This window comes from Agrobacterium sp. GW821-FHT14E08 (assembly GCF_058803865.1).
This window is the reverse complement of sequence record NZ_JBXAPJ010000006.1, coordinates 28335-51506: the sequence shown is the minus strand read 5'-3', so window position 1 is coordinate 51506 and position 23172 is coordinate 28335. Positions and strand designations below refer to the sequence as shown.

At 61.0% G+C, this 23172-nt stretch carries 19 protein-coding genes; 10 read left to right on the top strand and 9 right to left on the bottom strand.

The genetic code is table 11. The annotated features are described in order from the left end of the window. Positions 1–187 precede the first annotated feature (187 nt). From AC1ROR_RS20060 to AC1ROR_RS20030, 7 genes are all read right to left on the bottom strand, one after another. Positions 188–3055: a condensation domain-containing protein gene (locus AC1ROR_RS20060; RefSeq protein WP_498590479.1), complete on the bottom strand. Its 2868-nt coding sequence runs from the start codon at positions 3053–3055 to the stop codon at positions 188–190. Between the two features lie 78 nt (positions 3056–3133). Then, positions 3134–3412 (bottom strand): phosphopantetheine-binding protein, encoded by a 279-nt coding sequence (locus AC1ROR_RS20055; protein ID WP_498590478.1) that lies wholly within the window; start codon positions 3410–3412, stop codon positions 3134–3136. After that, positions 3405–4244 carry a siderophore-interacting protein gene (locus tag AC1ROR_RS20050; RefSeq protein WP_498590477.1) on the bottom strand — a complete coding sequence of 280 codons (840 nt, stop codon included), beginning with the start codon at positions 4242–4244 and terminating at the stop codon, positions 3405–3407. Before AC1ROR_RS20050 ends, AC1ROR_RS20055 begins: the two co-directional genes overlap by 8 nt. 230 nt (positions 4245–4474) lie before the next feature. Further along, positions 4475–5428, bottom strand: coding sequence for an ABC transporter substrate-binding protein (locus AC1ROR_RS20045; RefSeq protein ID WP_498590476.1), 954 nt, complete (start codon positions 5426–5428; stop codon positions 4475–4477). 23 nt (positions 5429–5451) lie between these two features. Continuing rightward, positions 5452–6516, bottom strand: a complete 1065-nt coding sequence (locus AC1ROR_RS20040) for a FecCD family ABC transporter permease (RefSeq protein ID WP_035227001.1) — start codon at positions 6514–6516, stop codon at positions 5452–5454. Beyond that, on the bottom strand, positions 6513–7526 hold the full coding sequence (locus AC1ROR_RS20035; RefSeq protein WP_498590475.1) for a FecCD family ABC transporter permease: 1014 nt from the start codon (positions 7524–7526) through the stop codon (positions 6513–6515). The genes AC1ROR_RS20040 and AC1ROR_RS20035 overlap by 4 nt, the downstream gene beginning before the upstream one ends. Then, the gene (locus AC1ROR_RS20030; protein WP_498590474.1) at positions 7523–8323 is read right to left on the bottom strand and encodes an ABC transporter ATP-binding protein; all 801 of its coding nucleotides are present in this window, start codon (positions 8321–8323) and stop codon (positions 7523–7525) included. The genes AC1ROR_RS20035 and AC1ROR_RS20030 overlap by 4 nt, the downstream gene beginning before the upstream one ends. A 214-nt stretch (positions 8324–8537) precedes the next feature. On the opposite strand from AC1ROR_RS20030, the gene AC1ROR_RS20025 reads away from it, so the two are divergent. Continuing rightward, positions 8538–9839 carry an NtaA/DmoA family FMN-dependent monooxygenase gene (locus tag AC1ROR_RS20025; RefSeq protein ID WP_498590473.1) on the top strand — a complete coding sequence of 434 codons (1302 nt, stop codon included), beginning with the start codon at positions 8538–8540 and terminating at the stop codon, positions 9837–9839. 2 nt (positions 9840–9841) lie between these two features. On the opposite strand, the gene AC1ROR_RS20020 is transcribed toward AC1ROR_RS20025, so the two are convergent. After that, the gene (locus AC1ROR_RS20020) at positions 9842–10618 is read right to left on the bottom strand and encodes an IclR family transcriptional regulator (protein WP_080839730.1); all 777 of its coding nucleotides are present in this window, start codon (positions 10616–10618) and stop codon (positions 9842–9844) included. Positions 10619–10891: 273 nt separating this feature from the next. On the opposite strand from AC1ROR_RS20020, the gene AC1ROR_RS20015 reads away from it, so the two are divergent. Then, positions 10892–12985, top strand: a complete 2094-nt coding sequence (locus AC1ROR_RS20015) for a TonB-dependent receptor (protein ID WP_498590472.1) — start codon at positions 10892–10894, stop codon at positions 12983–12985. Between the two features lie 220 nt (positions 12986–13205). Here the strand turns inward: AC1ROR_RS20015 and AC1ROR_RS20010 are convergent, their stop codons facing one another. Continuing rightward, a complete protein-coding gene (locus AC1ROR_RS20010; RefSeq protein ID WP_137039599.1) occupies positions 13206–14393 on the bottom strand; it encodes an acyl-CoA dehydrogenase in 1188 nt (395 codons plus the stop codon). 96 nt (positions 14394–14489) lie between these two features. Between AC1ROR_RS20010 and AC1ROR_RS20005 the strand changes: the two genes are divergently transcribed. The 8 genes from AC1ROR_RS20005 (at position 14490) to AC1ROR_RS19970 (ending at position 23141) form a co-directional block, all read left to right on the top strand. Then, complete coding sequence (locus AC1ROR_RS20005; RefSeq protein ID WP_003499002.1) at positions 14490–15410, top strand: LysR family transcriptional regulator; 921 nt, start codon at positions 14490–14492, stop codon at positions 15408–15410. Positions 15411–15545: 135 nt separating this feature from the next. Beyond that, complete coding sequence (locus AC1ROR_RS20000) at positions 15546–16613, top strand: LacI family DNA-binding transcriptional regulator (protein WP_035227019.1); 1068 nt, start codon at positions 15546–15548, stop codon at positions 16611–16613. Beyond that, the gene (locus tag AC1ROR_RS19995) at positions 16610–17632 is read left to right on the top strand and encodes an ABC transporter substrate-binding protein (RefSeq protein ID WP_498590471.1); all 1023 of its coding nucleotides are present in this window, start codon (positions 16610–16612) and stop codon (positions 17630–17632) included. The genes AC1ROR_RS20000 and AC1ROR_RS19995 overlap by 4 nt, the downstream gene beginning before the upstream one ends. Positions 17633–17806: 174 nt before the next feature. Continuing rightward, complete coding sequence (locus AC1ROR_RS19990) at positions 17807–18634, top strand: ABC transporter permease (protein ID WP_003499007.1); 828 nt, start codon at positions 17807–17809, stop codon at positions 18632–18634. Next, entirely contained in the window at positions 18631–19410 is a 780-nt protein-coding gene (locus tag AC1ROR_RS19985) for an ABC transporter permease (RefSeq protein WP_065655279.1), read from the top strand. The genes AC1ROR_RS19990 and AC1ROR_RS19985 overlap by 4 nt, the downstream gene beginning before the upstream one ends. Next, the gene (locus tag AC1ROR_RS19980) at positions 19403–20428 is read left to right on the top strand and encodes an ABC transporter ATP-binding protein (protein WP_035227023.1); all 1026 of its coding nucleotides are present in this window, start codon (positions 19403–19405) and stop codon (positions 20426–20428) included. Before AC1ROR_RS19985 ends, AC1ROR_RS19980 begins: the two co-directional genes overlap by 8 nt. Positions 20429–20430: 2 nt before the next feature. Then, on the top strand, positions 20431–21351 hold the full coding sequence (locus tag AC1ROR_RS19975; RefSeq protein ID WP_498590470.1) for a nucleoside hydrolase: 921 nt from the start codon (positions 20431–20433) through the stop codon (positions 21349–21351). Further along, positions 21348–23141, top strand: a complete 1794-nt coding sequence (locus tag AC1ROR_RS19970; RefSeq protein ID WP_498590469.1) for an adenine deaminase — start codon at positions 21348–21350, stop codon at positions 23139–23141. The genes AC1ROR_RS19975 and AC1ROR_RS19970 overlap by 4 nt, the downstream gene beginning before the upstream one ends. The last annotated feature ends 31 nt before the right edge of the window (positions 23142–23172 follow it).

Genomic DNA, 23172 nt, shown 5'->3' with positions numbered 1-23172 from the left:
GCGACGTCATCCTCGGGCTCGACCCGAGGATCCATAACTCCACCGGCCCGTGGATCCTCGCCTCAAGGGCGAGGATGACGGAGGAGAAAGCGGCGAGGATGGCTGGGAGAGGTTTCCAGTTTCGTCAACAAAACAAACCCGGCGCCGCCATGCGAAGCCGGGTTTTTCTGTGCGCTCTTGCCCGCACTCAGGTCAGTGTCGTCAGCACCCGGCTCGAAGCGCCTGCCTCGGCGAAACGGCTGAAGACGCCGCTGGTGGTGCTGCGCAGCCGGTCGACATCCTCCGGGCCGTAACGGTCGGAGCGGTAGCTCATCAGCACGCGGATGGAGCGTTCGCCGCCAATCATCTCTTCCATCACCTCGAATTGCAGCCCCAGCATGGATTCGTGTTTGTCGGGATCGATCTGCCTGAACTCGACGGATTTGCCGTCCGGTCCGGAAAGCGTGCCGTTCAGCTTGTTCTTGGCGTGGATCTGGATGAACACCTCGAACAGATGGTCGCGGCCCGGCGTCATGCCGAGTGCCTCTTCGACCAGATCGATCGGGATTTCGCTGTGTTCCAGCGAACCGTTGACCGTGTTCTTCACCGATGAAATCAGCTCGCCGACCGTCATCTCTTCGCGGAAACGTACGCGGTGGGCGACAACAGTGGTGAAATAACCGATCGTATCGAAATAGCCGCTATCGGTGCGGCCGGATGCCGACGTGCCGACCACCAGATCGCTCAGCCCGCCCAGATGCCGCAGTGACGCGGCAATGGCGGCATAAACGACGTTGAACAGGGAGGCGCTGTTCTGCTTGGCGATGGCGTAAAGCCCGTCGCTGACGTGTTTCTCCAGCTTGAACTCGATCCAGCCGCCTGCCGGCGCCTCGTCATGCGAAGCTTCTGCCGGCCTGCTGTCCTGGCCGAGCAGCACAAGACCCTTGGGTGCATCCCGCAGCATATCGGTCCAATAGGCAAGATGGTCGGCATTGACGCCCGATGCCACCTGTTTTCTGGCGAATTCATGGAAGGGCGCCGGCTTGCCCGCAAAGACAGGGGCCTTGCCCGCTGCCCTTGCCCTATAGGCTTCTGTCAGCTCATCCATCATCAGGTTCACCGACCATTCGTCCAGGACGATATGGTGGAAGAGGAAGGAGAGCACCTGGCCGCCGGTTTGCGGATTGCGCAGGAAACGCAGCCGCATCGGCAATTCGCGGGAAAGATCGAACCGCCAGGAAGCCTCCGCGTGCCGGTCCACACTTTCGCTTTCTTCGCTGGTCCAGAACCATTTGTAGTCAGGCAGGTCGTGCATGGGCACGATCTTCTGTAGAACCGTGTCGTTCTCGACGTAAAAATGGGTCCGCAGACCGGGATGGCGCTCGATAATATCGAGGAATGCGCATTCGAAGGCGCTCTCATCGACAGGGTCGAGGAAGTCGAGGGCGAAGGGTATGTTGAATATCTCGCCGAAACCGAAAGCGGCATAGGCTTTCCAGAGCGACATCTGCGCCAGCGAAAGCGGTGCCGTGAGCGAACCGGTCTCCGTGGACTCCAACTGTGCAGGCGCTGCGGTTTCGAGACGGGTCGCCTGTTTCGCAAGCGATGCGGCGGTCGGATAGCTGAACAGGTCGTTGAACCGCACTTCGATGCCGTGATTGCTGAGAAGGCGTCCGATGATGCGGGTGGCGATCAGCGAATGACCGCCAAAGTCGAAGAAATCGTCATCCGGCCCCATGTCGGGAGATACAAGCGCCTCGCGGAATTCGGCAAGGATCGTTGCGGCAGTCTCGTCATCGTTCGAGTAAGAGGTGGCGGGCAGGGATGCTGCCGCCGCCACTCCTGCGGAAGGGATCGAATGCGTGATGGCGGAAAAATCCGCACCGCCTTCGAGATCGGTGACGAAGCGTTCCAGCAGGAATGCCGTCGCATGCGGGGAGGTCTCCTTGCCGCCCGTCAGCTCCAGGCGGATATGGCCGTCAACCGTGCTGCCGGTGGCAAGCGTCAGGCCGAGGCCGGACTGGAGCGAGGGGAGCGGCAGGCGCTCGAACCGGAGGCGTTCGACGGATGAGGTTTCAGCTGACGTTGCCAGCGCCTGCAAGGTGAAGGTGGCCGCTTCGTCGTTGTGTTTGCTGCTGTTTCCGATTTTCCGTTGCAGGCCCGCCAGCAGGGCCTTTTCGGCCTCCGGCAGCGACTGGCCACGCGGGATCGACACGCGGGCGACCGCGTCCGCAGGAAGCGGCAAGCCGGTCTCGCCGCCCGATTGCAACGGCAGGCGCAGGGTAACCGTATCAAGGTTACCGTTGGCTGCGATAAAATGTGCGAAACGGGCGCCCGCGCGTGCCAGAAGCGCTTCGGTCGTGGCTGAGCCGTCGAGGTCAAGCAGGGTGGCCGGGAGATCGACGCCGTGGCTATGGCTCGCTGGTTTCGCCCCGCTGTCCCGTAAAGAGATCACATGCGTGCCGGAAGCCGACCCCTGCAACCAGGGCAGCGGAAGGGGATTGACGATGCCGGTTTCGGCGATGCGCGGTAAAAGCGGCTTTGGTGCCTCGCCGGCATAGGCGGCGGCAATAGCTTCCAGAAGTGTCTGCGATGACAGGGTTTCGCCAAGCAGGCCATGCACCAGAAGCGCCAGTATCACCTCTCCTTCGCTCAAAAGCACGATCGCCTGAAACGGCGGATCGATTTCCGCGTCGTATGGGCTTGCCTGAAGGTCGTGCAGCAGGGCTATCGCCTCGTCTGTCGAAGGCGCCTGAAACAGCTGCACGAGAGAGGCCGATGGCGCTTCGACACTCTTGGCAAGGGTGCCGTCTTCCCCGAAGGAAAACCGCACGCGAAGTTCGGGCCATGCAGCGCAAACCGTCTCCAGTGCCGATGTGAGGCGCAGGAGGTCGCTCTCGCCGCCGATGCGGTAGGTGAGAATATGCCGGAAGACCTGATCGGGGTCCTGAAACTGCGAGAACCAGACCCGCTCCTCATATTGGCTTGGCTGCGATCCGCCCCGCGGGGACGTGTCCGCACCATCGAAGGTTTCTTCGATGCGACGCGCAAGCATGCGCGAATTGTCTGCTGCCATGGTCCTCTCCTTGGAAGTGCGTGGGGACATGTCCGGGGGCGTTGCGCCCGCTGCGGCAAGTCCCGTCTTTTGTTGGGATCAATGTTCCGCACGCGACCGTTCGATCAGCGCCTGCCAGGCGGCAAGCGTCGGCTGGCGGGCGAGATCATCATAGTCAAGGCGCGTGCCAGCGAGTTGCGAAAGCGGAGGGATCAGGCGCATGAGGGCAAGCGAATGAAGCCCGCAGCCGAACAGGTTGGCATTCGGCCCGATATCCACCACCTCATCGTCGAGAACCTTGGCGAGATGAGCCTTGAGTTCCGTCGTCATCATTTTCGCCTCCAGCCTCGCCCCCGCCGCGATTACCGGCTCACTCATCGAAATGATCGTGAACGCCGCTTGCGCCGCGCCGCCAGTAGCCGGAAGCGCGGGTCCACTTGGGATTGGCGCCGAATTCGCCGACCAGAAGGGTGCGCAGGTCTTTGGCCGTCTTCGATTCGCAGGCGACCCAGCTGAAGAAATCGCCCTCGGGAAAGTCGAGTTCGCGCAGGGCTTGCGTCAGGGCATCGTGATTGGCCCCGCCTGCGCCGTTCTGCGTTACCCAGATGATCGAAGCGTCGGCTTTCGTGACGAGTTCCAGGCGATCAGCGTCCGTCTCGACCTCGATCAGGGCGACGACGCGTGTGCCCTCAGGCATCTCTTCCAGTCGGCGTGCAAGGGCGGGAAGGCCGGTATCGTCGGCAATCAGCAGATGCCAGTCGAAGGTGAAGGGAATGGTGAATGAGCCGCGCGGGCCTGCAATCCACGCCTTGTCACCCACCTTGGCGGATTTTGCCCAGTTGCTGGCAGGGCCGTCATGATGCGTGGCGAAATCGATGGCGATTTCACCCTTTTCCGCATCGAAGCTGCGCGGCGTATAATCGCGCGCCAGCGGGCGGGGCGCACCTTCGGGAAATTCAAGACCGTTCGGGCCGATCACCGGCAGGTTGGTCTCGGTTTCACCGGGGAGGGGGAAGAACATCTTGACGTGATCGTCAAAGCCAAGGCTGGCAAAGCCCTCCAGTTCCGGCCCCGTCAAAACGATGCGCACCATGGACCGGCTGAGTTTTTCCACGCGGCTAACATCGAGGCAACGCAGCTTGACGGCGTGGCGATGGCGTTTGGGGGTGCGGTCGGGAATGGAGGGGTCTATGGATTCTGGCATGGTCATGCTGTTGTCTTTCCTGGGATATCGCCGATGGGGTCGGCGGTCTCGCTGTCCCGGATCGGCTTGCCGGACAATCGCGCATCGGAATTTTCCGGCGAGCGATCCGGTGGTGTTGCGTCAGATGCGCGGACCATAACAGGCGCTTCCGGAGCTCGCAATATAACTTTCTTCAAAAACTCAAGTTTATACCCGGCGCATGGCAGGCGCCGGGTATCTGCGTTGGGGAAGAGCGATCAGCGATGGCCCGCCCAGCCTTCCACGGCGTCCAGCGTGTGGAGCGCGCTGGGGATGGATGGGGTCGTGACCCTGGTGGAATCGAGGAAGACGATCCTGCCCTCGCGTGCCGGTTTGACGAAGCGCTCCCAGCCCGGAATGATCTTTTCAAGTGCGGCGCGCGTTCCCGCTTCGCCACGGGCGGGGCTGTTATAGCTGTTCATCACCACCAGGAGATCCGGGTTGAGCTTGCCGAAAGCATCGGCGCTGAGCGGCATTGTCAGGGTCGAACCGAGCCCGCCCGATGAGGTGGCGTTGTCGATTTTCAGCCGCGCGTAACCCAGATCCTCCAGCGCCTGCACCGCACCGGACATGTCGCCCACCGCATTGATCTGGTCGGTCAGCAGGATGGCGAGATAGGTCTTGCCCTTTGCGTCTTCCCCGAGCGTTTTTTTGACGGCGGCAAGTTTTTCGTCATAGATTTTGCGGCGCTCTGCGAAGGCGTCGCTTCTGCCCGCCAGACGCGAAAGATCTTCCTCGACACTGAAACCGTAGGTGTGGCCGGTGCTTACCTTTTGCAGATAGACGGGCGCCACGGTGGAAAGCTGCTCGGCCTTGCCGCTATCCATTTCCGTCGCGACGATCAGATCGGGTTGCAGCGCCCGCAGCTTTTCGAGGTCGATCTGGCCGACTGCGCCGAAACCTTTCGGTTTCGTGCGGCCTTCACCGAGAACAGTGTCGATGAAATCGACGGCGGTGGCAAATTTGCCGTCGCTGTTGCGGCCATAGGCGCCGACCACATTGACGCCGAGATCCATCAGCGGTACGCCCAGAAGCGGCTCGTGCATGACGACGATGCGCTGCGGCTTTTCCGGAACGGAGACCGTGCGGCCGGCGGCATCGGTGACGGTTCGCTCAGCGGCAAGGCCGCTTCCGGCGGTCAGAAGTGCTGCAACGAGGATGGCAAATCGCATGGCATTCCCTTTGTTCAATGTATTCAGTGGCGGTTGGTTCTGCGCAGCGCCTGCAGGCGCAGCGTGAGGATAAAAAGCGGCACGCCGATCAGCGTCAGCGCAAGCCCTATCGGCATCGGCGTGTCGGCCACCAAACCACGCGAAAGCGTATCGGCGGTCACGACCAGAATGCCGCCGGTGAGCCCGGACAGGAAAAGCCTGGCGCGGCCGACGGCGGGCGAAACGAAGGTGGCGAGATGCGGGGCGATAACGCCGAGAAAGGTCAGGGGGCCGACTGCCGTGACGGAAGCGGCACTGAGGATGACCGCGAAAACGATGACGAGCGGGCGCGAGCGTTTGACCGTTTCGCCGAGCGCCATGGCCATCTCATTGCCGAGATCGAACACTGCGAGCGCCCGGCCGATGAGGAAAATGCCGACAAGGCTCGCCGTGAAAAGTGGCGCGAAAACGAGAATGGTCGACCAGCTCGCCTGAAACAGCGAACCTGCCATCCAGTCCGCCAGCGACAGCGAGGTTTCCGTCGGCGTGTAGAGCAAAAGCACGGAGGAAACGGAGGAAAGGGCGGATTCGATTGCGATGCCCATCAACAGGATCGCAAGCCCGCTGGAACGTTCGCGCCCGACAAGCGCGATCAGGAGGAAAGCCACGGCCAGGCCACCGCCGACGGCCGCAACCGCCACCAGGGTCTTTGGCGCGGCCGGCACCAGCACCAGAAGTAGCATGATGGTGGTCATTGATCCCTGGCTGAGACCGAAGAGGCCGGGATCGGCGAGCGGATTGCGGGCGACGGATTGTAGCATGGCGCCGGCCAGCGCAACACTCCAGCCGGCCATGAAACCGAGCAGGATGCGCGGCAGCCGCACCGTCCACAGCGCATAGGCCTGATCGTCGCTCAGATGCCCGCCGGCAAGGCCGCGCAGGAGTTCGATGAGACCTGTCTCGGTATTGCCGAGGCTGGCGGAAATGGCGGCGAGCGAAAGCGCCAGCAGGATCAGCGCAAAGCCGGCTTTCAGATTGCCGATGCCAAGCTGCAGGCCGCCCGGCAGCCGAAGGACGGCTTTGCCATCGGTGGCGAATTGCTTCCTCATGACAGCCCCCGTGCTGAAGGCGAAAGATAAAAGCGCTTGACGATGACGATGAAGACAAGGCCGCCGAGCAGGTCCATGAACAGCCCGGTATTGACCACATAGGGCCTGAACAGGGTCTGCGCGCCAAGGTCCGCCAGTATGCAGAGACTCGCACCGACAAGGGCGGAAGCGGGCAAAGCGAGCCTGAAGTCCACCCCGACCAGCGGCCGGACCATATGCGGCACGATGAGGCCGACAAAGCCGATCGGACCGCAAATGGCAACGGCCGAGCCGGAGGCCAGCATGGTGGCGAAAAGTGCGACCCGCGAAACGCGCGTGACATTGACGCCGGCGGAGGCGGCTTTTTCCGTACCCAGCAGAACAAGCGTCAGCGGGCGGGCGACCGACCAGAGCATTGCCAGCGCAATGGCGCCGATCCACCAGAAATCGGTGAGGCGCTCGGCATAGACATGGTTGATGTTGCCGCCGACCCAGCTCAGGAATTCGGCCCGCCGTGTGGGGTTTGACAGAAGCAGGGCGTTGGTCATGCCGATCAGCAGCATGGAGACGAGTGCGCCGGAAAGGATGAGCGACAGGCCGCGCGGATCATTTGCCCGTCCGGCCAGCCGGGCGACAAGGAAGCAGGCGCCAAAGCCGAAACCGGCGCCGAAAAGCGCGACAAGCCCCTGCATTTCGGAAGGGAAATCGAACACTAGCGCGCCGGAGACCACAAAAAGCGTCGCACCTGCATTCAGGCCCAGGGTGGAGGGCGAGGCGAGGGGATTGCGGGCAAGGCCCTGCAGCACACAGCCGCTGACGGCGGTGGTGGCGCCGACATAGATCGCGATCAGCAAGCGCGGGATCTGTTGATAGAGGAGAACCGACTGTTCATAGGTTTCGGCATCGCCACGCAGAATTGTCGCCACGATTTCGGCAAGTGGCATGTCGGCAGCCATCAGCACGAGGTTGATGACGAGAATAATGGCCAGCAGCAGGGCCTCGGCGAAGATCAGCGTTATTTTCGACGTCATGCCGGAATTGCCTGTTTCTGCCGCTCGAGGCGGGGCACGCAGATGAGCCGCCCCTGCCGGGAAAATATGTCGGCCTCGAGATCGAAGACCTCAGCGACATTTTCGGGCGTAACCGTTTTTGCAACCGGCCCGGATGCCAGAACCCGCCCGGCCTTCAGCATGATGACATCGTCGGCGAAAGTGGAGGCGAGGTTGAGATCGTGCAGCACGACGATGACCGTCTTGCCGTGCCTGTCCGTCAGCTCGCGCACGAGGCCGAGAACGGCATATTGATATTTCATGTCGAGGTGGTTGACCGGCTCGTCCATCAGGATCACGTCCGTGTCCTGCGCCAGCACCATGGCGATGAAGGCGCGCTGACGCTGGCCACCGGACAGCGTGTTGACCTGCGCCCTTGCCTTGTCTTCCAGCCCGACGATCCTCAGCGCCTCCGCAAAAAGTGCGCGGTCGCGCTCGGACGGACCGCCGCCAAGCCCGTAACGCGCATAACCCGCAAGCTCGATCAATTCACCAAGCGTCATATAGTCGGGGCAATGGCATTCCTGCGGCAGATAGGCGATGCGGCGGGCCAGTTCCCGACGCCCGATCTCGTCGATCAAACGCCCGCCAAGGCTTATCCCGCCTGACGATAAAGGCACGAAACCCATGATGGTTTTCAACAGCGTCGACTTGCCGCAACCATTGGGACCGACCAGCGCGGTGACGCGGCCGGCTTGAAAGCGGGTGGACAGTCCCTGCAAGACAGGGCTGGGGCCGTAGCTGGCGTGAAGGTCCGTGGCGTCAAGCACCGGATACAACTCCTGTTATTCATGGATCCATGCGTCGAGACGCCGCAAGGAAAGTATAAGGCATTGAATTTAAACATCGAACGAGCGGAAATCGGGTTTCCTTCCGGCAAGGACGACGGTGCGGTCTTGAAGCGACACTAAACTATAGTAAAACTCTCCACAAATCGAAATTTGCCGATTCAGGGTGTGGATTTCTTTCGGATTATTTCAGTCGAGGTGAATTATGTCAGTCGCGCTCAAGCTTCACGTCGGCATGTCGCTGGCCCCAACCTGGCTCAGCGGCGAGGCATGGCGGCGTGCGGACAGCGATATAGGCGGGGTGTTTTCCAGCGATTATTTCGTCGATCTGGCGAAGCGGGCGGAAGCCGCGCATGTGGATTTCGTGTTTCGTCCCGACACGCTTTTCCTGCGCACCGAGGGTCTGGAAACCGGCGGCGCATTTGCGAGCATGGACCCGACCATGCTTCTTGCCGCAATTGCGCGGGAGACCAGCCATGTTGGTCTGTTATCCACCGTTTCGACGACATTCCTGCCGCCCTATGTGGTTGCGCGCCAGATACAGTCGCTGAACTGGCTGAGCAACGGCCGGGCGGGGTGGAACATCGTCACGGCTCTGGATGGCCATGAAAATTTCGGCCTCAAGGAAATGCCGTCGCCACAGGAGCGTTATGAACGCGCCGCCGAGTTCACGCAGGTGGTGCGGCAGCTCTGGGCGAGTTTTCCAAACGAGGCGCTGAAGCTGGACAAGGAAAGCGGTCGTTTTGCCGATTCGTCGCTGGTGCGGCCGCTCGCGCATGCGGGAAAGCATTTCAGCGTCAAAGGCCCGCTCAACCTGCCGGCCCATGCCAGCCGCATTCCCCTGGTGCAGGCGGGGGCTTCGCCGGAAGGGCGCGATTTCGCCTCATCCGTTGCGGATGCGGTCTTTGCCTCCACGCCGGATATGCAGGCCGCCATCGAACTCAGGGCGGATTTGCGACGGCGGGCTGAGGGTCATGGTCGCAAGCCCGACGGGGTGAAGCTGATGCCGGGTCTCAGCCTTTATCTGGCGGACACGAAAAAGGAGGCGCTGGACCTGTTTGCGGCGACCCATGGGCGGGCCAATCACGCCCGTATCTTCGCATCCATTCATAATCTGACTGGTCTGGATCTCTCGGACTGGCCGCTCACGCGGGTCGTCACCGCCTCAGACTTGCCGCCGCCGCCCGAAACACCCAGAAGCCGTACCCATGCCAATCTGCTGCGCCGGTTGATAGAGCGGGAAACGCTGAGCGTCGGCGATCTGCTGCGGCGGCCCGAAGTAATGGGATCGGGTCACTGGCAGATCATCGGCACGGTGGAGGATGCCTTCGAGACCATCCGCGAATGGACGGAGGCCGGTGCGATAGACGGATTTGTCGCGGTGCCGGGCGGTTCTGTCGCGTCGATGCGGCTGGTGCTGGAGCGGCTGCTTCCCCGGCTTGGCGATGCGGGGCTTTTCCGCACGGCCTATTCCGGCCGCACCTTCGCGGAGCATCTGGCCGAATAGAATTACGATCCGCCGGATTCCGTCGTTGCCTTTCTGGCGGCTTCGAGAAGCTGCTGAAAATGGCCCTCGGTCTCGGCAGTCGCCAGGAAGGATACGGTGGTGACGACGCAACAGATTTCGCCCTGGGCGTCGAAAACCGGGGCGGCCTTGCCTGTGAGGGCTGAAAACAGATGTTCGTTGAGTTCCGCGCCACCTGTTTCCCGAATGCCGTGCAGAATTCCGGTGTCGGGACGGGAGCCGCGAAAGGCTGCCGGTTGCAGCTTGCGCACTGCCGCTATTCTGTCAGCGCTCAGATAAGCCTGGAAAACCAGCCCGCAGGCGCTGTTGTCCAGCGGCAGAACATCGCCGAGCGCCACGGTGCTGATGGAGAAGCTGGCGCTCCGATGCCATTGCACCACGGTTGGGCCACGATCGGTCCAGATCGCCACACCGCAGCTGGCGCCGATCTGCGAGGCCAGGTTCTTCATCTGCCGACCGGCGGTTTCGACCGGATTGATTCGCCTGAGCGCGCTGATGCCGATCCCAAGCGCCGCCGGACCAAGATCGTAGCTGCCGCTTGCTGGATCCTGCGTCACCAGCCCTTCGCGCACGAGGCTTTGCAGGTAACGGTGCGCGGTCGAGCGGCCGGTGCCGGCGCGTTTTGCAAGTTCGCCGAGCGCAAGCGCCCTGTCCGATCTGGCGAGAAGATTGAGAAAGCGCGCCGCAATCGACACCGACTGGATGAGGGCAGAGCGCTTCTCCCCCTCGTTTTCCGACAGATTTTCCGGCTCTTCATCCATGGCGTTCAAGCCCGCTCCCCCATTCATGGCGTGACCATGCCTAACTCATCGGCCGGGAAATCGGAATCGATTTCTGGCGCGCTCGCCATGCAGTTCCAGGTCCCATCGTTGAGGGGCGGAAAGGCAGGTCGATAAACTTTGTTGTAAATATGGCACATCCCCTTGCGGAACCCTGATTGTCCGCAATACAGAACGCATTCTCTATTGCGAAACAGATAACGCTTCCGTTACTTGAATATGACTTTAATACTCATGTTTATTTAGGGGTGTGTGATGGGGTTTCGTTCTAGCGGTCGTTTGATGAGCGGGGTCAGCGTTGTGACGCTGTCGGCTTTGTTTGTGACGCCGGTTTTCGGTCAGGATCAGCAGGCTGCGGCGCCGGGAACGACCGTTCTCAAGCCGATTGTCGTGACCGGTGAAAAAGTCGCGCGCGACATGAAGAATACGGCGTCGTCCGTTTCGGTCGTCTCCAGCGAGAAAATCAAGAAAGAAAAGACCGGCGACCCGACCGTATCCGAAGCGATCAAGGATATCCCGAACATCGTCTATACCGACAATGTCAGCGCGCCCATCATTCGCGGGCAGGACACGCAGGGACCGAATACGGGCTCCATCGCCTTTTTCACCGGCACGGTGCCGCGCGCAACCATCAATGTCGACGGCCACTATCTCGGCTACAATGAATTCATCTATGGCGCCTCCTCCATCTGGGATGTCGACAGCATCGAAGTCTTCCGCGGCCCGCAGACCACGTCGCAGGGTGCCAACGCTATTGCCGGTGCGATCATCGTCAATACAAAGGACCCGACCTTTACGCCGGAGGCATCCTATCAGGCTGAAATCGGCAACTATCACCAGAAGCGGGGTTCATTCGCACTTTCCGGCCCCCTGATCGAAGATGAGCTGGCGGCGCGTATGGCGATCGACTATTCCGGCCGCGACACCTTCATCGATTACATTAGCTCGGCTTTTGCCCATGACGGCACGGACCAGAACTTCAAGGAGTTCAACGGACGCTTCAAGCTTCTGTGGGAACCGGCTGAAATTCCCGGCCTTTCGACCAAGCTGACCTATTCCTACAACGCTTCGAACCGGCCGAGCCAGGAGGCGGCATCGCGCCCCTTCGAGGATCTCAACCACATTACCACGACGATGCCGAGCTTCAGCCAGTATACCAATACCGGAATTCTGGACGTCAATTATGATTTCGAAAACGGAGTGAAACTGTTCAACCAGACGCAGTTTTCCTCGTCCATCGCCAAGCGCCGGGTCGGCATTGCGAATAATGGCGATGCGGATGTCGATCTCAAGAACACGTCGCATGAAACGCGCGTGACCTTCGGCGATCAGGAAGATGTGCTGAGCGGTGTTGCCGGTATTTATTACGCCCACACGCAGGCTGACGAAGTTCTTTATCTACGCGGGACATCCAGATTTGACGATACCAAGGACAATCTCGGTCTTTTCAGCGAGTTGAGCTATCGCCTGACCGATCAATGGACCCTGACCGGCGGCCTGCGCTACCAGCAGGACCAGATTCAGCGCAACGGTTATCGCACATTGAGCGCGACCTCCAGAAGCTCGGTCAATTATGACGAAACCTTCTCGGAAATTCTGCCAAAGGCCTCGCTTGCCTACGCCATCAATGACGACTGGACAGTCGGCGGCCTGATCAGCCGCGGTTACAATCCCGGCGGCGTCGCATTCGACCTGACGACCAGCAAATGGCGGACCTTCGACAAGGAAACCATTTGGAACTACGAGCTGTTCACGCGTGCCAACCTGCTGGACGATACGCTGACGGTGAACGGCAACCTGTTCTATATGGACATGAAAAACGCCCAGTTTAACGTGCCGGTGGTTGTCTCCACGGGCATCAGCGAATCCTACACCGTCAATGCCGAGGAGGCCCATGCCTACGGTCTGGAAATCGGTGTGGATTATCAGGTCCTCGACAATCTGACACTGAAGGCCAGCGCGGGTCTGCTGAAGACGAAGATCGACGAGATTTCCAGCAACGCCGCCTATGTCGGCAAGGAATTCGCCAAATCGCCGGGTTACAGCTTCACCGTCGGCGCTAGCTGGGACGTGACCGATAAATTCGCCGTTTCAGGGCAGGTGCGCCATCTCGACGGTTATTATTCGGACACGGACAACAAGGCCATTTATGCGATCGACCCCTATACGATCGCGGATCTGCGGGCGAGCTACAAGTTCAAGGAAGAGCTTGAATTCTACGCTTACGTCAAGAACGTCTTCGACGAGCGTGCACCGACGCTGATGAAGGAAAACCGCGGCATTGGCGGCATCGAGGCCAGCATGACCGAACCGCGCATGTTCGGCATCGGTGTGCGCGGGACCTTCTGAGCCGCCACCTGAGTTGAAAAGCAAAAGGCCTTCGAAGTGATCTTCGAAGGCCTTTTTTGATGCAGAACCCTTCACTCTCGCCGTCATCCTCGGGCTTGTCCCGAGGATCCAACCACGTAGGGTTAGATCAATCGGTTGCAGATGCTCGGGACAGGCCAGAGCATGACGAAGGAGAGGTTTCAGGCCTCTGTAAGCCTAACTCCTCGACGCCGAGAAAGCCTCAGAAAAACGCCTGAATGCCCGTCTGCGCCCGGCCGAGGATTAGCGCGTGGACGTCATGCGTGCCCTCATAGGTATTGACCGTCTCAAGGTTCTGGGCGTGGCGCATGACGTGATATTCGATCTGGATGCCGTTGCCGCCATGCATGTCGCGGGCCTGGCGGGCGATATCCAGCGCCTTGCCGCAATTGTTGCGCTTGATGATGGAGATCATTTCCGGCGCCATTCTGTGTTCGTCCATCAACCGGCCGACGCGGAGCGATGCCTGAAGGCCGAGGGCGATTTCGGTCTGCATGTCGGCGAGCTTCTTCTGATAAAGCTGCATGCCGGCCAGCGGCTTGCCGAACTGCTTGCGGTCGAGACCATATTGCAGGGCGCGGAACCAGCAATCTTCCGCCGCACCCATGACCCCCCAGGAAATGCCGTAACGGGCGCGGTTGAGGCAGCCGAACGGGCCTTTCAGGCCGGAGACATTGGGCAGCAGCGCGTCTTCACCCACTTCCACGCCGTCCAGAACGATCTCGCCCGTAATGGAGGCGCGCAGCGACAGCTTGCCGCCGATCTTGGGGGCCGAAAGTCCCTTCATCCCCTTTTCCAGCACGAAACCGCGGATCTGGTTGTCATGGGCTTCCGATTTCGCCCAGACGACGAAGACATCGGCGATCGGCGCATTGGAAATCCACATTTTCGAACCGCGCAGGCGATAGCCGCCAGCGATCTTTTCAGCGCGGGTCTTCATGCCGCCCGGATCGGAACCGGCATCCGGCTCGGTCAGGCCGAAACAGCCGATCAGTTCACCCGAGACGAGGCCGGGCAGATATTTCTTCTTCTGCTCGTCGGAGCCATAGGCGAAGATCGGATGGATGACGAGCGAGGACTGCACGCTCATCATCGAGCGGTAACCGCTGTCGATCCGTTCCACTTCGCGGGCGACGAGACCATAGGCCACGTAACTTGCATTGGCTGCGCCATATTCTTCCGGCAGGGTGACGCCGAGCAGGCCGGTTCGGCCCATCAGGCGAAACAGTTCCGGTTCGGTTGTTTCGGAGAGATAGGCCTCGGAGACACGCGGCAGAAGTTCCGATTTGCCGAAGGCGGCGGCGGCGTCGCGGATCATCCGCTCGTCGTCGGTCAGTTGGTCTTCGAGCAGAAAAGGGTCCTGCCAATTGAATGCTGCGTGTTCGCTCACGTGATGCCTCCGGATTTGCTGGCCGGATTATTGGTATTAGAGCCAGTCGGCACAAGCCATGTTTACTCATTTTTGCATTACATATAGTAATGGCTCATGACGTCTCTCAGCCGCAAACTCCTGCCCTCCACCAGTGCGCTCGCCGCCTTCGATTCCGTGGCCCGGCTCGGCAGCTTTTCCGCCGCAGCGGACGAGCTTGCGTTGACGCAGGGGGCGATCAGCCGGCAGGTTATGTCACTGGAAGAACAGCTTGGCGTGCGCCTGTTCGAGCGCGGCGCACGCGGGGTGGCGCTGACGACCGAGGGCAGCGCCTATGCGAAATCGATTGCCGCAGCCCTTGGCGAGATACGCTCCGCGTCCCTCCAGATCATGACCAAAACGCATGGCAATACGCTGAACCTTGCCATGCTGCCGACATTCGGCACCCGCTGGCTTCTGCCGCGTATCCCGGATTTCGTGGCGAACCATCCCGAAATCACCATCAATTTCGCCACCCGCATCGGGCAATTCGATTTTGAGCGCGAGCAGCTGGATATGGCGATCCATATCGGTCAGGCGGACTGGCCGGGGGCGGAAAGCACCTTTCTGATGCATGAAATGGTCGCCCCGGTGTGCAGTCCCGAGTTCCTGAAGGCGCATCCAATCGAAAAGGGCGAACATATTGCGGCGCTTCCGCTTCTGCACATGGCTTCGCGGCCGGGCGCATGGAGCCACTGGTTTGAAAGCCTCGGCCTGTCGCTTGCCCTGCCCCAGGGCATGCGCTTCGAGCAGTTTTCCAGCGTGGCGCAGGCCTGCATCGCCGGACTGGGCGTGGCGCTGATGCCGCTTTTCCTGATCGATAATGAGCTGAAATCGCGGCAGCTGGTGAAAGCCTTCGATCACCAGGCCAAAAGCCCCAGCTCCTATTATGCCGTGGCGCCGCTTTCGCGCGCCAACCATGTTCCGGTCGTGCTGTTTCGCGACTGGTTGGTGCGGCAGGTGGAGGCCTATCGTGCCGCCAGCAATCCACAGCTCTAAAAAATAATAGCACTTTTTTCGGGCATTTAGACTTTATGCCTCGGTTTTCGCCCGGTTTTGCCCCGGTCCGGACTCGACAGGGCGGTTTTGCTCGACTATCGTGATTAAACGTTTAATCAGCCCTTTCGGACCATCATGGCGTCTTCACGGCCTGCCACCAATCTGAGCGCGATAGCAGCGGCACTCGGCGTGTCGGTTGCAACCGTGTCCAATGCGCTGTCGGGTAAGGGTCGGGTTTCGCCGGAGCTGGTGGAGCGCATCCGCAAGACCGCAAGCGAGCTTGGTTATGTGCCGAGTTCGGCGGGCAGGGCGCTTCGTACCGGCAAAAGCGGGGTTCTGGGGCTGGTTCTGCCCGATATTGCCAATCCTCTTTTCCCGCAGATCGCACAGGCCATCGAAAAGGCGGCCGTCAATGCCGGTTATGGTGTGCTGATCGCCGACTCGCGCGGTGAGATCGCCATGCAGACGGACGCCATCAACCGGCTGATCGAGCGCGGGGTGGATGGCATGGTGGTCGTTCCCCGCCGGGGCACGCGCATCGCCGATGTCGACTGTCCGGTGGCGGTGATCGACAGTCCATCGACACCTGGAAACACGGTTGCCGCCGACCATTGGGATGGTGGCAGGCAGGTCGGCGAATATCTGGCGGGGCTTGGCCACGACAGGGTGGTGCTGGTGGGCAAGAACCGCGATTCCAACGTGCAGAACGACCGCCTTGGCGGCATTCGCGATGGGCTCGGCAAGGCCTGCACCACGCAGACGCTATGGATAGATGCCATTGAAAAGGCTGATGGCGCGGGTTGCCGTCTTGGCCTCGCTGACCGGGTTGCGGATGGTTTTACCGCCTTCGCCTGCGTATCGGACCTGCATGCGCTGCGCGCGCTTACCGAATTGCAGCGCGAGGGTATCGAGGTGCCGGAAGAGGCCAGCGTGACGGGCTTCGATGATCTGATTTTTTCGGCCGTCGTGACGCCGCCGCTGACGACGATGCGCATGGATATGGGTCGCATCGCCGATCTGGCGGTCGAGGCGCTGCTGCGCGCAATTGATGGTGAAGCCGGTTTCGAAAACGGCATTGCCGCCGAGGTGAAGGCCGAAATATCGAACATACCGATGGCGCTGATCATGCGCGGCTCCACCGGCAGAAAAAAGCATGACGCGATTGAAGCCAAAAACACGACAGCAGGAGAACTCACACCATGAAAAAAATCATTCTTGCATCGGGCACCGCCCTGATGCTGACGATGGGTGCCGCGCAGGCGCAGGACAAGACGCTGACGATCTCGGTCTACGCCTTCGCGCAGGACGAATTCAAGGAACTGGTCTATACGCCATTCGAAAAGCAATGCGGCTGCAAGCTGGTCGTCGAGACCGGCAACAGTGTCGAACGTCTGGCCAAGATGGAGGCCAACAAGGCCAATCCGGTGGTCGATCTCGCCATCGTTTCCATGGCGGATGCGCTTTCCGCCACCCGCAAGGACCTGATCCAGAAGATCGACGCTTCCAAGGTCCCGAATATCGACAAGCTCTATGATATCGCCAAGGACCCGAATGGCGACGGCATGAGCGTCGGCGTCAATTTCTACGCCACCTCAATCGTTTACCGCACCGACAAGATGAAGGTCGATAGCTGGGCCGATCTCCTCAAGGACGGCATCGTCGATCATGTCGCTTTCCCGAACGTCACCACCAATCAGGGCCCGCCGGCGCTTTACATGCTCGGCAAGGCCATCGGCAAGGATACGCCTGATCTTTCCGGCGCCATCGAGGCCGTGGGCGAAAAGAAGGACGATATCGTCACTTTCTACGTCAAATCCTCGCAGCTGGTGCAGTTGATGCAGCAGGAAGAAATCTGGGCCGCCCCGATCGGCCGCTTTTCCTGGGCGCCTTTCACCAAGCTTGATCTGCCGCTTGCCTGGGCAACGCCCAAGGAAGGTCAGACCGGCGGCATGAATGTGCTCGTGGTGCCGAAGGGCACGAAGAACGAAGATCTGGCGTTGCAGTTCATGGATTTCTGGCTCTCGACCGACGTTCAGAAGGCGCTGGCCGAAAAGCTGGTGGACAGCCCGACCAACAGGGAAGTCAAGGTTTCCGGCGAGGTGGCGAACAACATCACCTATGGCGACGAAACCGCAAAAAGCCTGCAGCTCATCCCTTCCGACGTGACGCTGGATAACCGCGACAAGTGGCTGTCCGAGTGGAACTCCAAGGTCGGGCAATAAGCCGGAACAGTTTCAGTCAGGAACGGGGTGATTTTCAGCGTCCGCAAGGGCTCGCCCCGTTTCAGGAAAAGCGGTTTGGTCGTCCCCTGACCGCTTTTCCAACCTTTTCAGACCGCAAGCCGGCACGCCGGCTTCAACCGTAACCGGCCGCGTGGCCGTTCAGGGAATAAACCCATGTTTCAGAACCGGGCCGAAGCGCTGGCGCTTGCCTTGCCCGCCGCTATTTTTGCGGCGGCGGTCTTTCTTGTGCCGGTCTTCATGCTTCTGTCGGAGGGCTTCCACAGCGCCGATGGCTGGACATTGTCCGCTTACGCCGATTTCTTTTCCGATCCGCTGAACCAGACGGTTTTCCTGCGCACCCTGAAGCTTGGCGCGCTTGTCACCATCGTCTCGGCGGTGGTGGGTTATGCGGCGGCTTTCGCCATCGTCAATCTTTCGCCGGGGGCAAAAGGCCATGTGGTCAATCTGGTCGTGCTGCCGCTGATGATTTCGCCGGTTGCCCGCACCTATGCCTGGATCGTCATTCTGGGCAGAACCGGCATCGTCAACCAGGCGCTGCAGGCGGTCGGGCTGAGTGACGCGCCGATCCGCATCCTGTTTTCCGAAACGGCCGTCTTCATCGGTCTTCTGCAATTGTTTCTGCCGCTAATGATCATCTCCCTCATCAGCGCGCTGGAGAATATGCCGAAGGACACGATCGCCGCCGCGCGCGTCCTCGGCGCAAACTGGTTGCAGGTGTTCTGGAAGGTCATCCTGCCGCTCACCAAGGAAGGGCTGGTCGTCGGCGGCACGCTGGTCTTTACCGGTTCGCTGACGGCCTATATCACGCCCGCCATTCTTGGCGGCTCCAAGGTGCTGATGCTGGAAACCCTGCTTTACCAGCAGGTGACGGTTTCCAACAATTTCGTCGCCGCCAGCGTCATCGCCTTCATCCTGATCGTCATGAGCTTTGCCGCCAATATCCTGCTGAAGCGCATCGCCACCGCAAGGAACAAGAAATGACCCGGCAGCTCTTCATTCCGCTCACGCTTCTGCTTGTCGTCGGTTTCCTCATCGGGCCGTTCCTCATCATCGTTGCCGCCTCGTTTTCGGCCGGCGATACGCTTGCCTTCCCGCCGCAGGGTTTTTCGCTGAAATGGATCGCCAAGGTCTTTACCGTTGAGAGCTTCCGGGAAAGCTTTGCGATGTCGATGTTCCTCGCCATTGGCGGCACCTTTGCAGCGCTCATCCTCGGCATTCCCGCCTCCTACGCCATGTCGCGCTACAAGCTGCCTTTTGCAGAGACGGTGCGCACCATCGTTTCCGCGCCGATCATTGTGCCCGGCATCATCGTCGGTCTCGCGCTGCTGCGTTATTTCGTCGTGCCTTTCGGCATCGGCATCACGCTTGCCCTGTTTCTCGCCCACACCGCGCTCATCCTGCCCTATGCGGTGCGGGTGGTATCGGCCAGCCTCAACAATCTGCGCTCGGACATCGAGGAGGCGGCGGTGCTGCTCGGCTCGTCGCGGGTGGGGGCGTTTTTCCGCGTGGTGCTGCCGAATATTCGTGGCGGCATTCTCTCTGCCTTCATTCTCGGTTTCGTGACGAGCTTCAACCAGGTGCCGGTATCGCTGTTCCTGTCGGGGCCTGGCGTGCGCACGCTGCCCATCGACATGCTGGGTTACATGGAAATCGTCTTCGATCCTTCCGTTGCAGCCCTTTCTTCGCTGCTCGCCTTCCTTTCCATCGGCATCGTCTTCATGGCCGAACGTTTTCTGGGGTTCTCCCGTTATGTCTGACGCAAATTATCTTTCGCTCCAAAAAGTCTCGCTCGCTTATGGCAACAGCATTGCCGTCAAGGATCTCGATCTCGATATCCGCAAGGGCGAGTTGTTAGCGCTTCTCGGGCCTTCCGGCTGCGGCAAGACCACGACGATGCGCGCCATTGCCGGGCTGATGCCGGTGGCGGGCGGGCGTATCGATCTCGATGGGGCCGATATCACCCGCGTTGCCGCCAACAAGCGCGCCGTGGGTCTGGTGTTCCAGTCCTATGCGCTTTTCCCGCATCTGACGGTCTATGAAAACGTCGCCTTCGGCCTGAAGCTCAAGGGCATGAGCGGCAAGACGCTGGAGGACAAGGTCGCCTCCGGCCTGAAATCGGTCGGCTTGTCCAATTTCGCCTCGCGCAAGCCGGCGGAGCTTTCCGGTGGCCAGCAGCAGCGGGTGGCGCTGGCGCGCTCCATGGTCATGGAGCCGAAGGTGCTTTTGCTCGATGAGCCGCTCTCCAACCTCGACGCGCGTCTCAGGCTCGAAATGCGCACCGAATTGCAGCGCGTGCAGAAGGAAACCGGCGTGACGATGATCTTCGTCACCCATGACCAGATCGAGGCGCTCGCGTTGGCTGATCGCATCGTCGTCATGAAGGGCGGCAAGATCGAGCAGATCGGCACGCCGGAAGAGATTTATAACGCGCCGGTTTCGTCCTTCGTGGCGGATTTCGTCGGTTTTGAAAACATCTTCGCGCTGGAAGGCGGCGCGCTCAAAACCGCAAACGGCACGACACCGCTTCCCGGACCAGTCCTTTCAGCATCCGGACTGGCCTGGCGGCCGCGCATGGTCACCCTTGGTTCAGGTCCTTTCCAGGGAACCGTGCGCGGCACCTCCTTTGCCGGCAACAGCCGCGAATATCTGCTGGATACGCCGCTTGGGCCCATCAAGGCGGAAACCGATGCGGCGCTTGCCGCCCATACGATTGGAGATACGCTCGCTTTCGATCTGCCGGTTGAAAAGGCGGCGAGCCTCAAGGTGTTCAACTGACCATGGGTGTATGGATCGATACCGATATGGGCTTTGACGATATTGCCGCCATCATGGTGGTGCAATCGTCGGGCCTTGCCATTGACGGCATTTCGCTGGTCTTCGGCAATGCGACGCTTCAGGCGGTCTGCCGCAATGCCGCCGGCGCCGTTGCCGCCTTCGGCTGGTCGATGCCGATCCATCAGGGCCGTGCCATGCCGGTGCTGGGCGCGCTCGAAACCGCGCAGTGCATTCTGGGCGATAGCGGCATTCCGACCGTCGGCCAAAGCCTGCCGGATGCGCCGGCTCTGCCGAAAAGCAATGCTTTCGCCGCTCTCTGCAGCTGGCTGGAGGGAGCAGGCGAAAAGCGTATCCTCGCGCTTGGACCACTCACCAATATTGCCGCCCTGTGCCTTGCCCGACCTGATCTTGCGGCCAGAATTTCCGATCTGACCTGGATGGGTGGCGGCGTGACCAGCGGCAACCACACCGCCTCGGCTGAATTCAACGCCTTTGCCGATCCGGAAGCGCTGGCCATCGTACTTTCCCACGGCTTGCCGTTGCGCATGGTCGATCTGGACGCCTGCCGCAAAGTCACCGCCGCGCCTGCCGATGTGCTGCCGATCCGCAATGCCGGCGGCAAGAATGCCGGGCTGATCGCCGATCTGTTGGAAGGTTTCATCGGCATCGCCACGAGGCGCGGCCGGCCGGCCATGGCGCTTTACGATCCTGTCGCCGCCGTCGGCTTTACCTCCGACCTGCTTGGCTGGCGCCATGCACGCATCGATGTCGAACTTCACGCAGCGCTGACACGCGGGCGAACCGTGGTTGAAACGCGCGTGGAGAAGGTTCAGGCCTTCAACGCGCATTTTGCCGAAAGCGTGAATGCCGAAGCGGCGACGGCTGCCGTTCTTGAGGCGCTGCGCCAGGAGGCCGCCCGATGAAGACGCAATTCCCGACGCGCGAGCCGGCGGATCTCACCGACGATGCACTCCGCACCCGCGCGGTTGCCGCCGCACGCGGCGATGCGCCATTTGATGTTCTCATCACTGGCGGAACGCTGGTGGATGTCGTCACGGGAGAGCTTCGCGCCGCCGATATCGGCATCGTCGGCGCGCTGATCGCCAGCGTGCACGAGCGTGCAAGCCGCCGAGATGCTGCGCAGATCATCGACGCGATGGGTGCCTATGTTTCACCCGGTCTCATCGACACGCATATGCATATTGAAAGCTCGATGGTTACACCGGCCGTCTATGCGGAGGCCGTGGTCGCCCGTGGCGTTACCACCATCGTCTGGGACCCGCATGAATTCGGTAATGTGCACGGTGTGGAAGGGGTGCGCTGGGCGGCGAAATCTGTCGAAGACCTGCCGCTGCGCGCCATTCTGCTTGCGCCGTCGTCAGTGCCGTCAGCACCGGGGCTGGAGCGCGGCGGCGCAGATTTCGACGCCGGAATTCTCGCTGATATCCTCTCCTGGCCGCAGATTGGTGGCGTTGCGGAAATCATGAACATGCGCGGCGTCATCGAGCGTGATCCGCGCATGAGCGGCATCGTGCAGGCCGGGCTTGTCTCGGAAAAGCTGCTCTGCGGCCATGCGCGCGGCCTGAAGGATGCCGATCTCAACGCCTTCATGGCGGCGGGCGTTTCTTCCGATCATGAGCTGGTCTCGGCCGAAGACCTGATGGCGAAGCTCAGGGCGGGGCTCACCATCGAGCTGCGCGGCTCGCATGACCACCTGCTGCCGGAATTCGTGGAAGCGCTGAATGCGCTGGGCCACCTGCCGCAGACGGTGACGCTCTGCACCGACGACGTGTTCCCGGATGACCTGCTGCGGGGCGGCGGACTTGACGATGTGGTACGCCGCCTTGTCCGTTATGGCCTGAAGCCGGAATGGGCGCTGCGCGCCGCAACGCTGAATGCTGCGCAAAGGCTTAGCCGTGCCGATATCGGCCTCATCGCTGCCGGCCGTCGCGCTGACATCGTCGTTTTCGAGGATTTGAGTGGTTTTGCCGCCCGCCACGTTCTGGCAGGGGGCAAGGCGGTTGCGGAAGGCGGGCATATGCTCGTCGACATTCCGGCCTGTGATGCGGCGGTGCTCGAAGGCTCGATGAAGCTGCCGCTGCGTGAAGCCGATGATTTCCGGGTTGCCTCCGAGGGCGCGAGGGTGCGCCTTGCCACCATCGACCGTCCTCGCTTCACGCAATGGGGCGAGGTGGAGGCCGAGGTGAAGGACGGCTTCGTCGTTCCGCCTGAGGGCGCGACGATGATTTCCGTCACCCACCGCCACGGCAAGGCCGAGCCGGTCACCAGAACCGGCTTCCTCACCGGCTGGGGACGCTGGAACGGCGCCTTCGCCACCACTGTCTCGCATGACAGCCACAACCTCACCGTTTTTGGCGGCAATGCCGAAGACATGGCGCTCGCCGCCAATGCGGTGATAGTGGCAGGCGGCGGTATGGCTGTCGCCTCTGAAGGCAAGGTCATCGCACTGCTTCCCCTGCCGCTCTCCGGCCTCGTATCCGATGCGCCTCTTGAAGAGGTGGCAAAGGCTTTCGAGGAATTGCGCGAAGCCGTCGGCACGGTGGTGGAATGGCAGCCGCCCTATCTCGTCTTCAAGGCCTGTTTCGGTGCGACGCTTGCCTGCAATATCGGCCCGCACCAGACGGATATGGGCATTGCCGATGTGTTGACGGGCAGGGTGATGCAAAGCCCGGTGATTGCGGTGGTGGGCTGAGCGCCGGGCATTCTGGTGCTCTCTTCCCATT

What these genes read in the sequence shown, in the direction of transcription:
- AC1ROR_RS19975 (WP_498590470.1), top strand. Translation starts at nt 20,431, where the DNA reads ATGGGTGTATGGATCGATACCGATATGGGCTTTGACGATATTGCCGCC.
- AC1ROR_RS20005 (WP_003499002.1), top strand. Translation starts at nt 14,490, where the DNA reads ATGACGTCTCTCAGCCGCAAACTCCTGCCCTCCACCAGTGCGCTCGCC.
- AC1ROR_RS20060 (WP_498590479.1), bottom strand. Translation starts at nt 3,055, where the DNA reads ATGGCAGCAGACAATTCGCGCATGCTTGCGCGTCGCATCGAAGAAACC.
- AC1ROR_RS20025 (WP_498590473.1), top strand. Translation starts at nt 8,538, where the DNA reads ATGTCAGTCGCGCTCAAGCTTCACGTCGGCATGTCGCTGGCCCCAACC.
- AC1ROR_RS19990 (WP_003499007.1), top strand. Translation starts at nt 17,807, where the DNA reads ATGTTTCAGAACCGGGCCGAAGCGCTGGCGCTTGCCTTGCCCGCCGCT.
- AC1ROR_RS19980 (WP_035227023.1), top strand. Translation starts at nt 19,403, where the DNA reads ATGTCTGACGCAAATTATCTTTCGCTCCAAAAAGTCTCGCTCGCTTAT.
- AC1ROR_RS20015 (WP_498590472.1), top strand. Translation starts at nt 10,892, where the DNA reads ATGGGGTTTCGTTCTAGCGGTCGTTTGATGAGCGGGGTCAGCGTTGTG.
- AC1ROR_RS20020 (WP_080839730.1), bottom strand. Translation starts at nt 10,618, where the DNA reads ATGGATGAAGAGCCGGAAAATCTGTCGGAAAACGAGGGGGAGAAGCGC.
- AC1ROR_RS19970 (WP_498590469.1), top strand. Translation starts at nt 21,348, where the DNA reads ATGAAGACGCAATTCCCGACGCGCGAGCCGGCGGATCTCACCGACGAT.
- AC1ROR_RS20045 (WP_498590476.1), bottom strand. Translation starts at nt 5,428, where the DNA reads ATGCGATTTGCCATCCTCGTTGCAGCACTTCTGACCGCCGGAAGCGGC.
- AC1ROR_RS20000 (WP_035227019.1), top strand. Translation starts at nt 15,546, where the DNA reads ATGGCGTCTTCACGGCCTGCCACCAATCTGAGCGCGATAGCAGCGGCA.
- AC1ROR_RS19995 (WP_498590471.1), top strand. Translation starts at nt 16,610, where the DNA reads ATGAAAAAAATCATTCTTGCATCGGGCACCGCCCTGATGCTGACGATG.
- AC1ROR_RS20035 (WP_498590475.1), bottom strand. Translation starts at nt 7,526, where the DNA reads ATGACGTCGAAAATAACGCTGATCTTCGCCGAGGCCCTGCTGCTGGCC.
- AC1ROR_RS20055 (WP_498590478.1), bottom strand. Translation starts at nt 3,412, where the DNA reads ATGAGTGAGCCGGTAATCGCGGCGGGGGCGAGGCTGGAGGCGAAAATG.
- AC1ROR_RS19985 (WP_065655279.1), top strand. Translation starts at nt 18,631, where the DNA reads ATGACCCGGCAGCTCTTCATTCCGCTCACGCTTCTGCTTGTCGTCGGT.
- AC1ROR_RS20040 (WP_035227001.1), bottom strand. Translation starts at nt 6,516, where the DNA reads ATGAGGAAGCAATTCGCCACCGATGGCAAAGCCGTCCTTCGGCTGCCG.
- AC1ROR_RS20050 (WP_498590477.1), bottom strand. Translation starts at nt 4,244, where the DNA reads ATGACCATGCCAGAATCCATAGACCCCTCCATTCCCGACCGCACCCCC.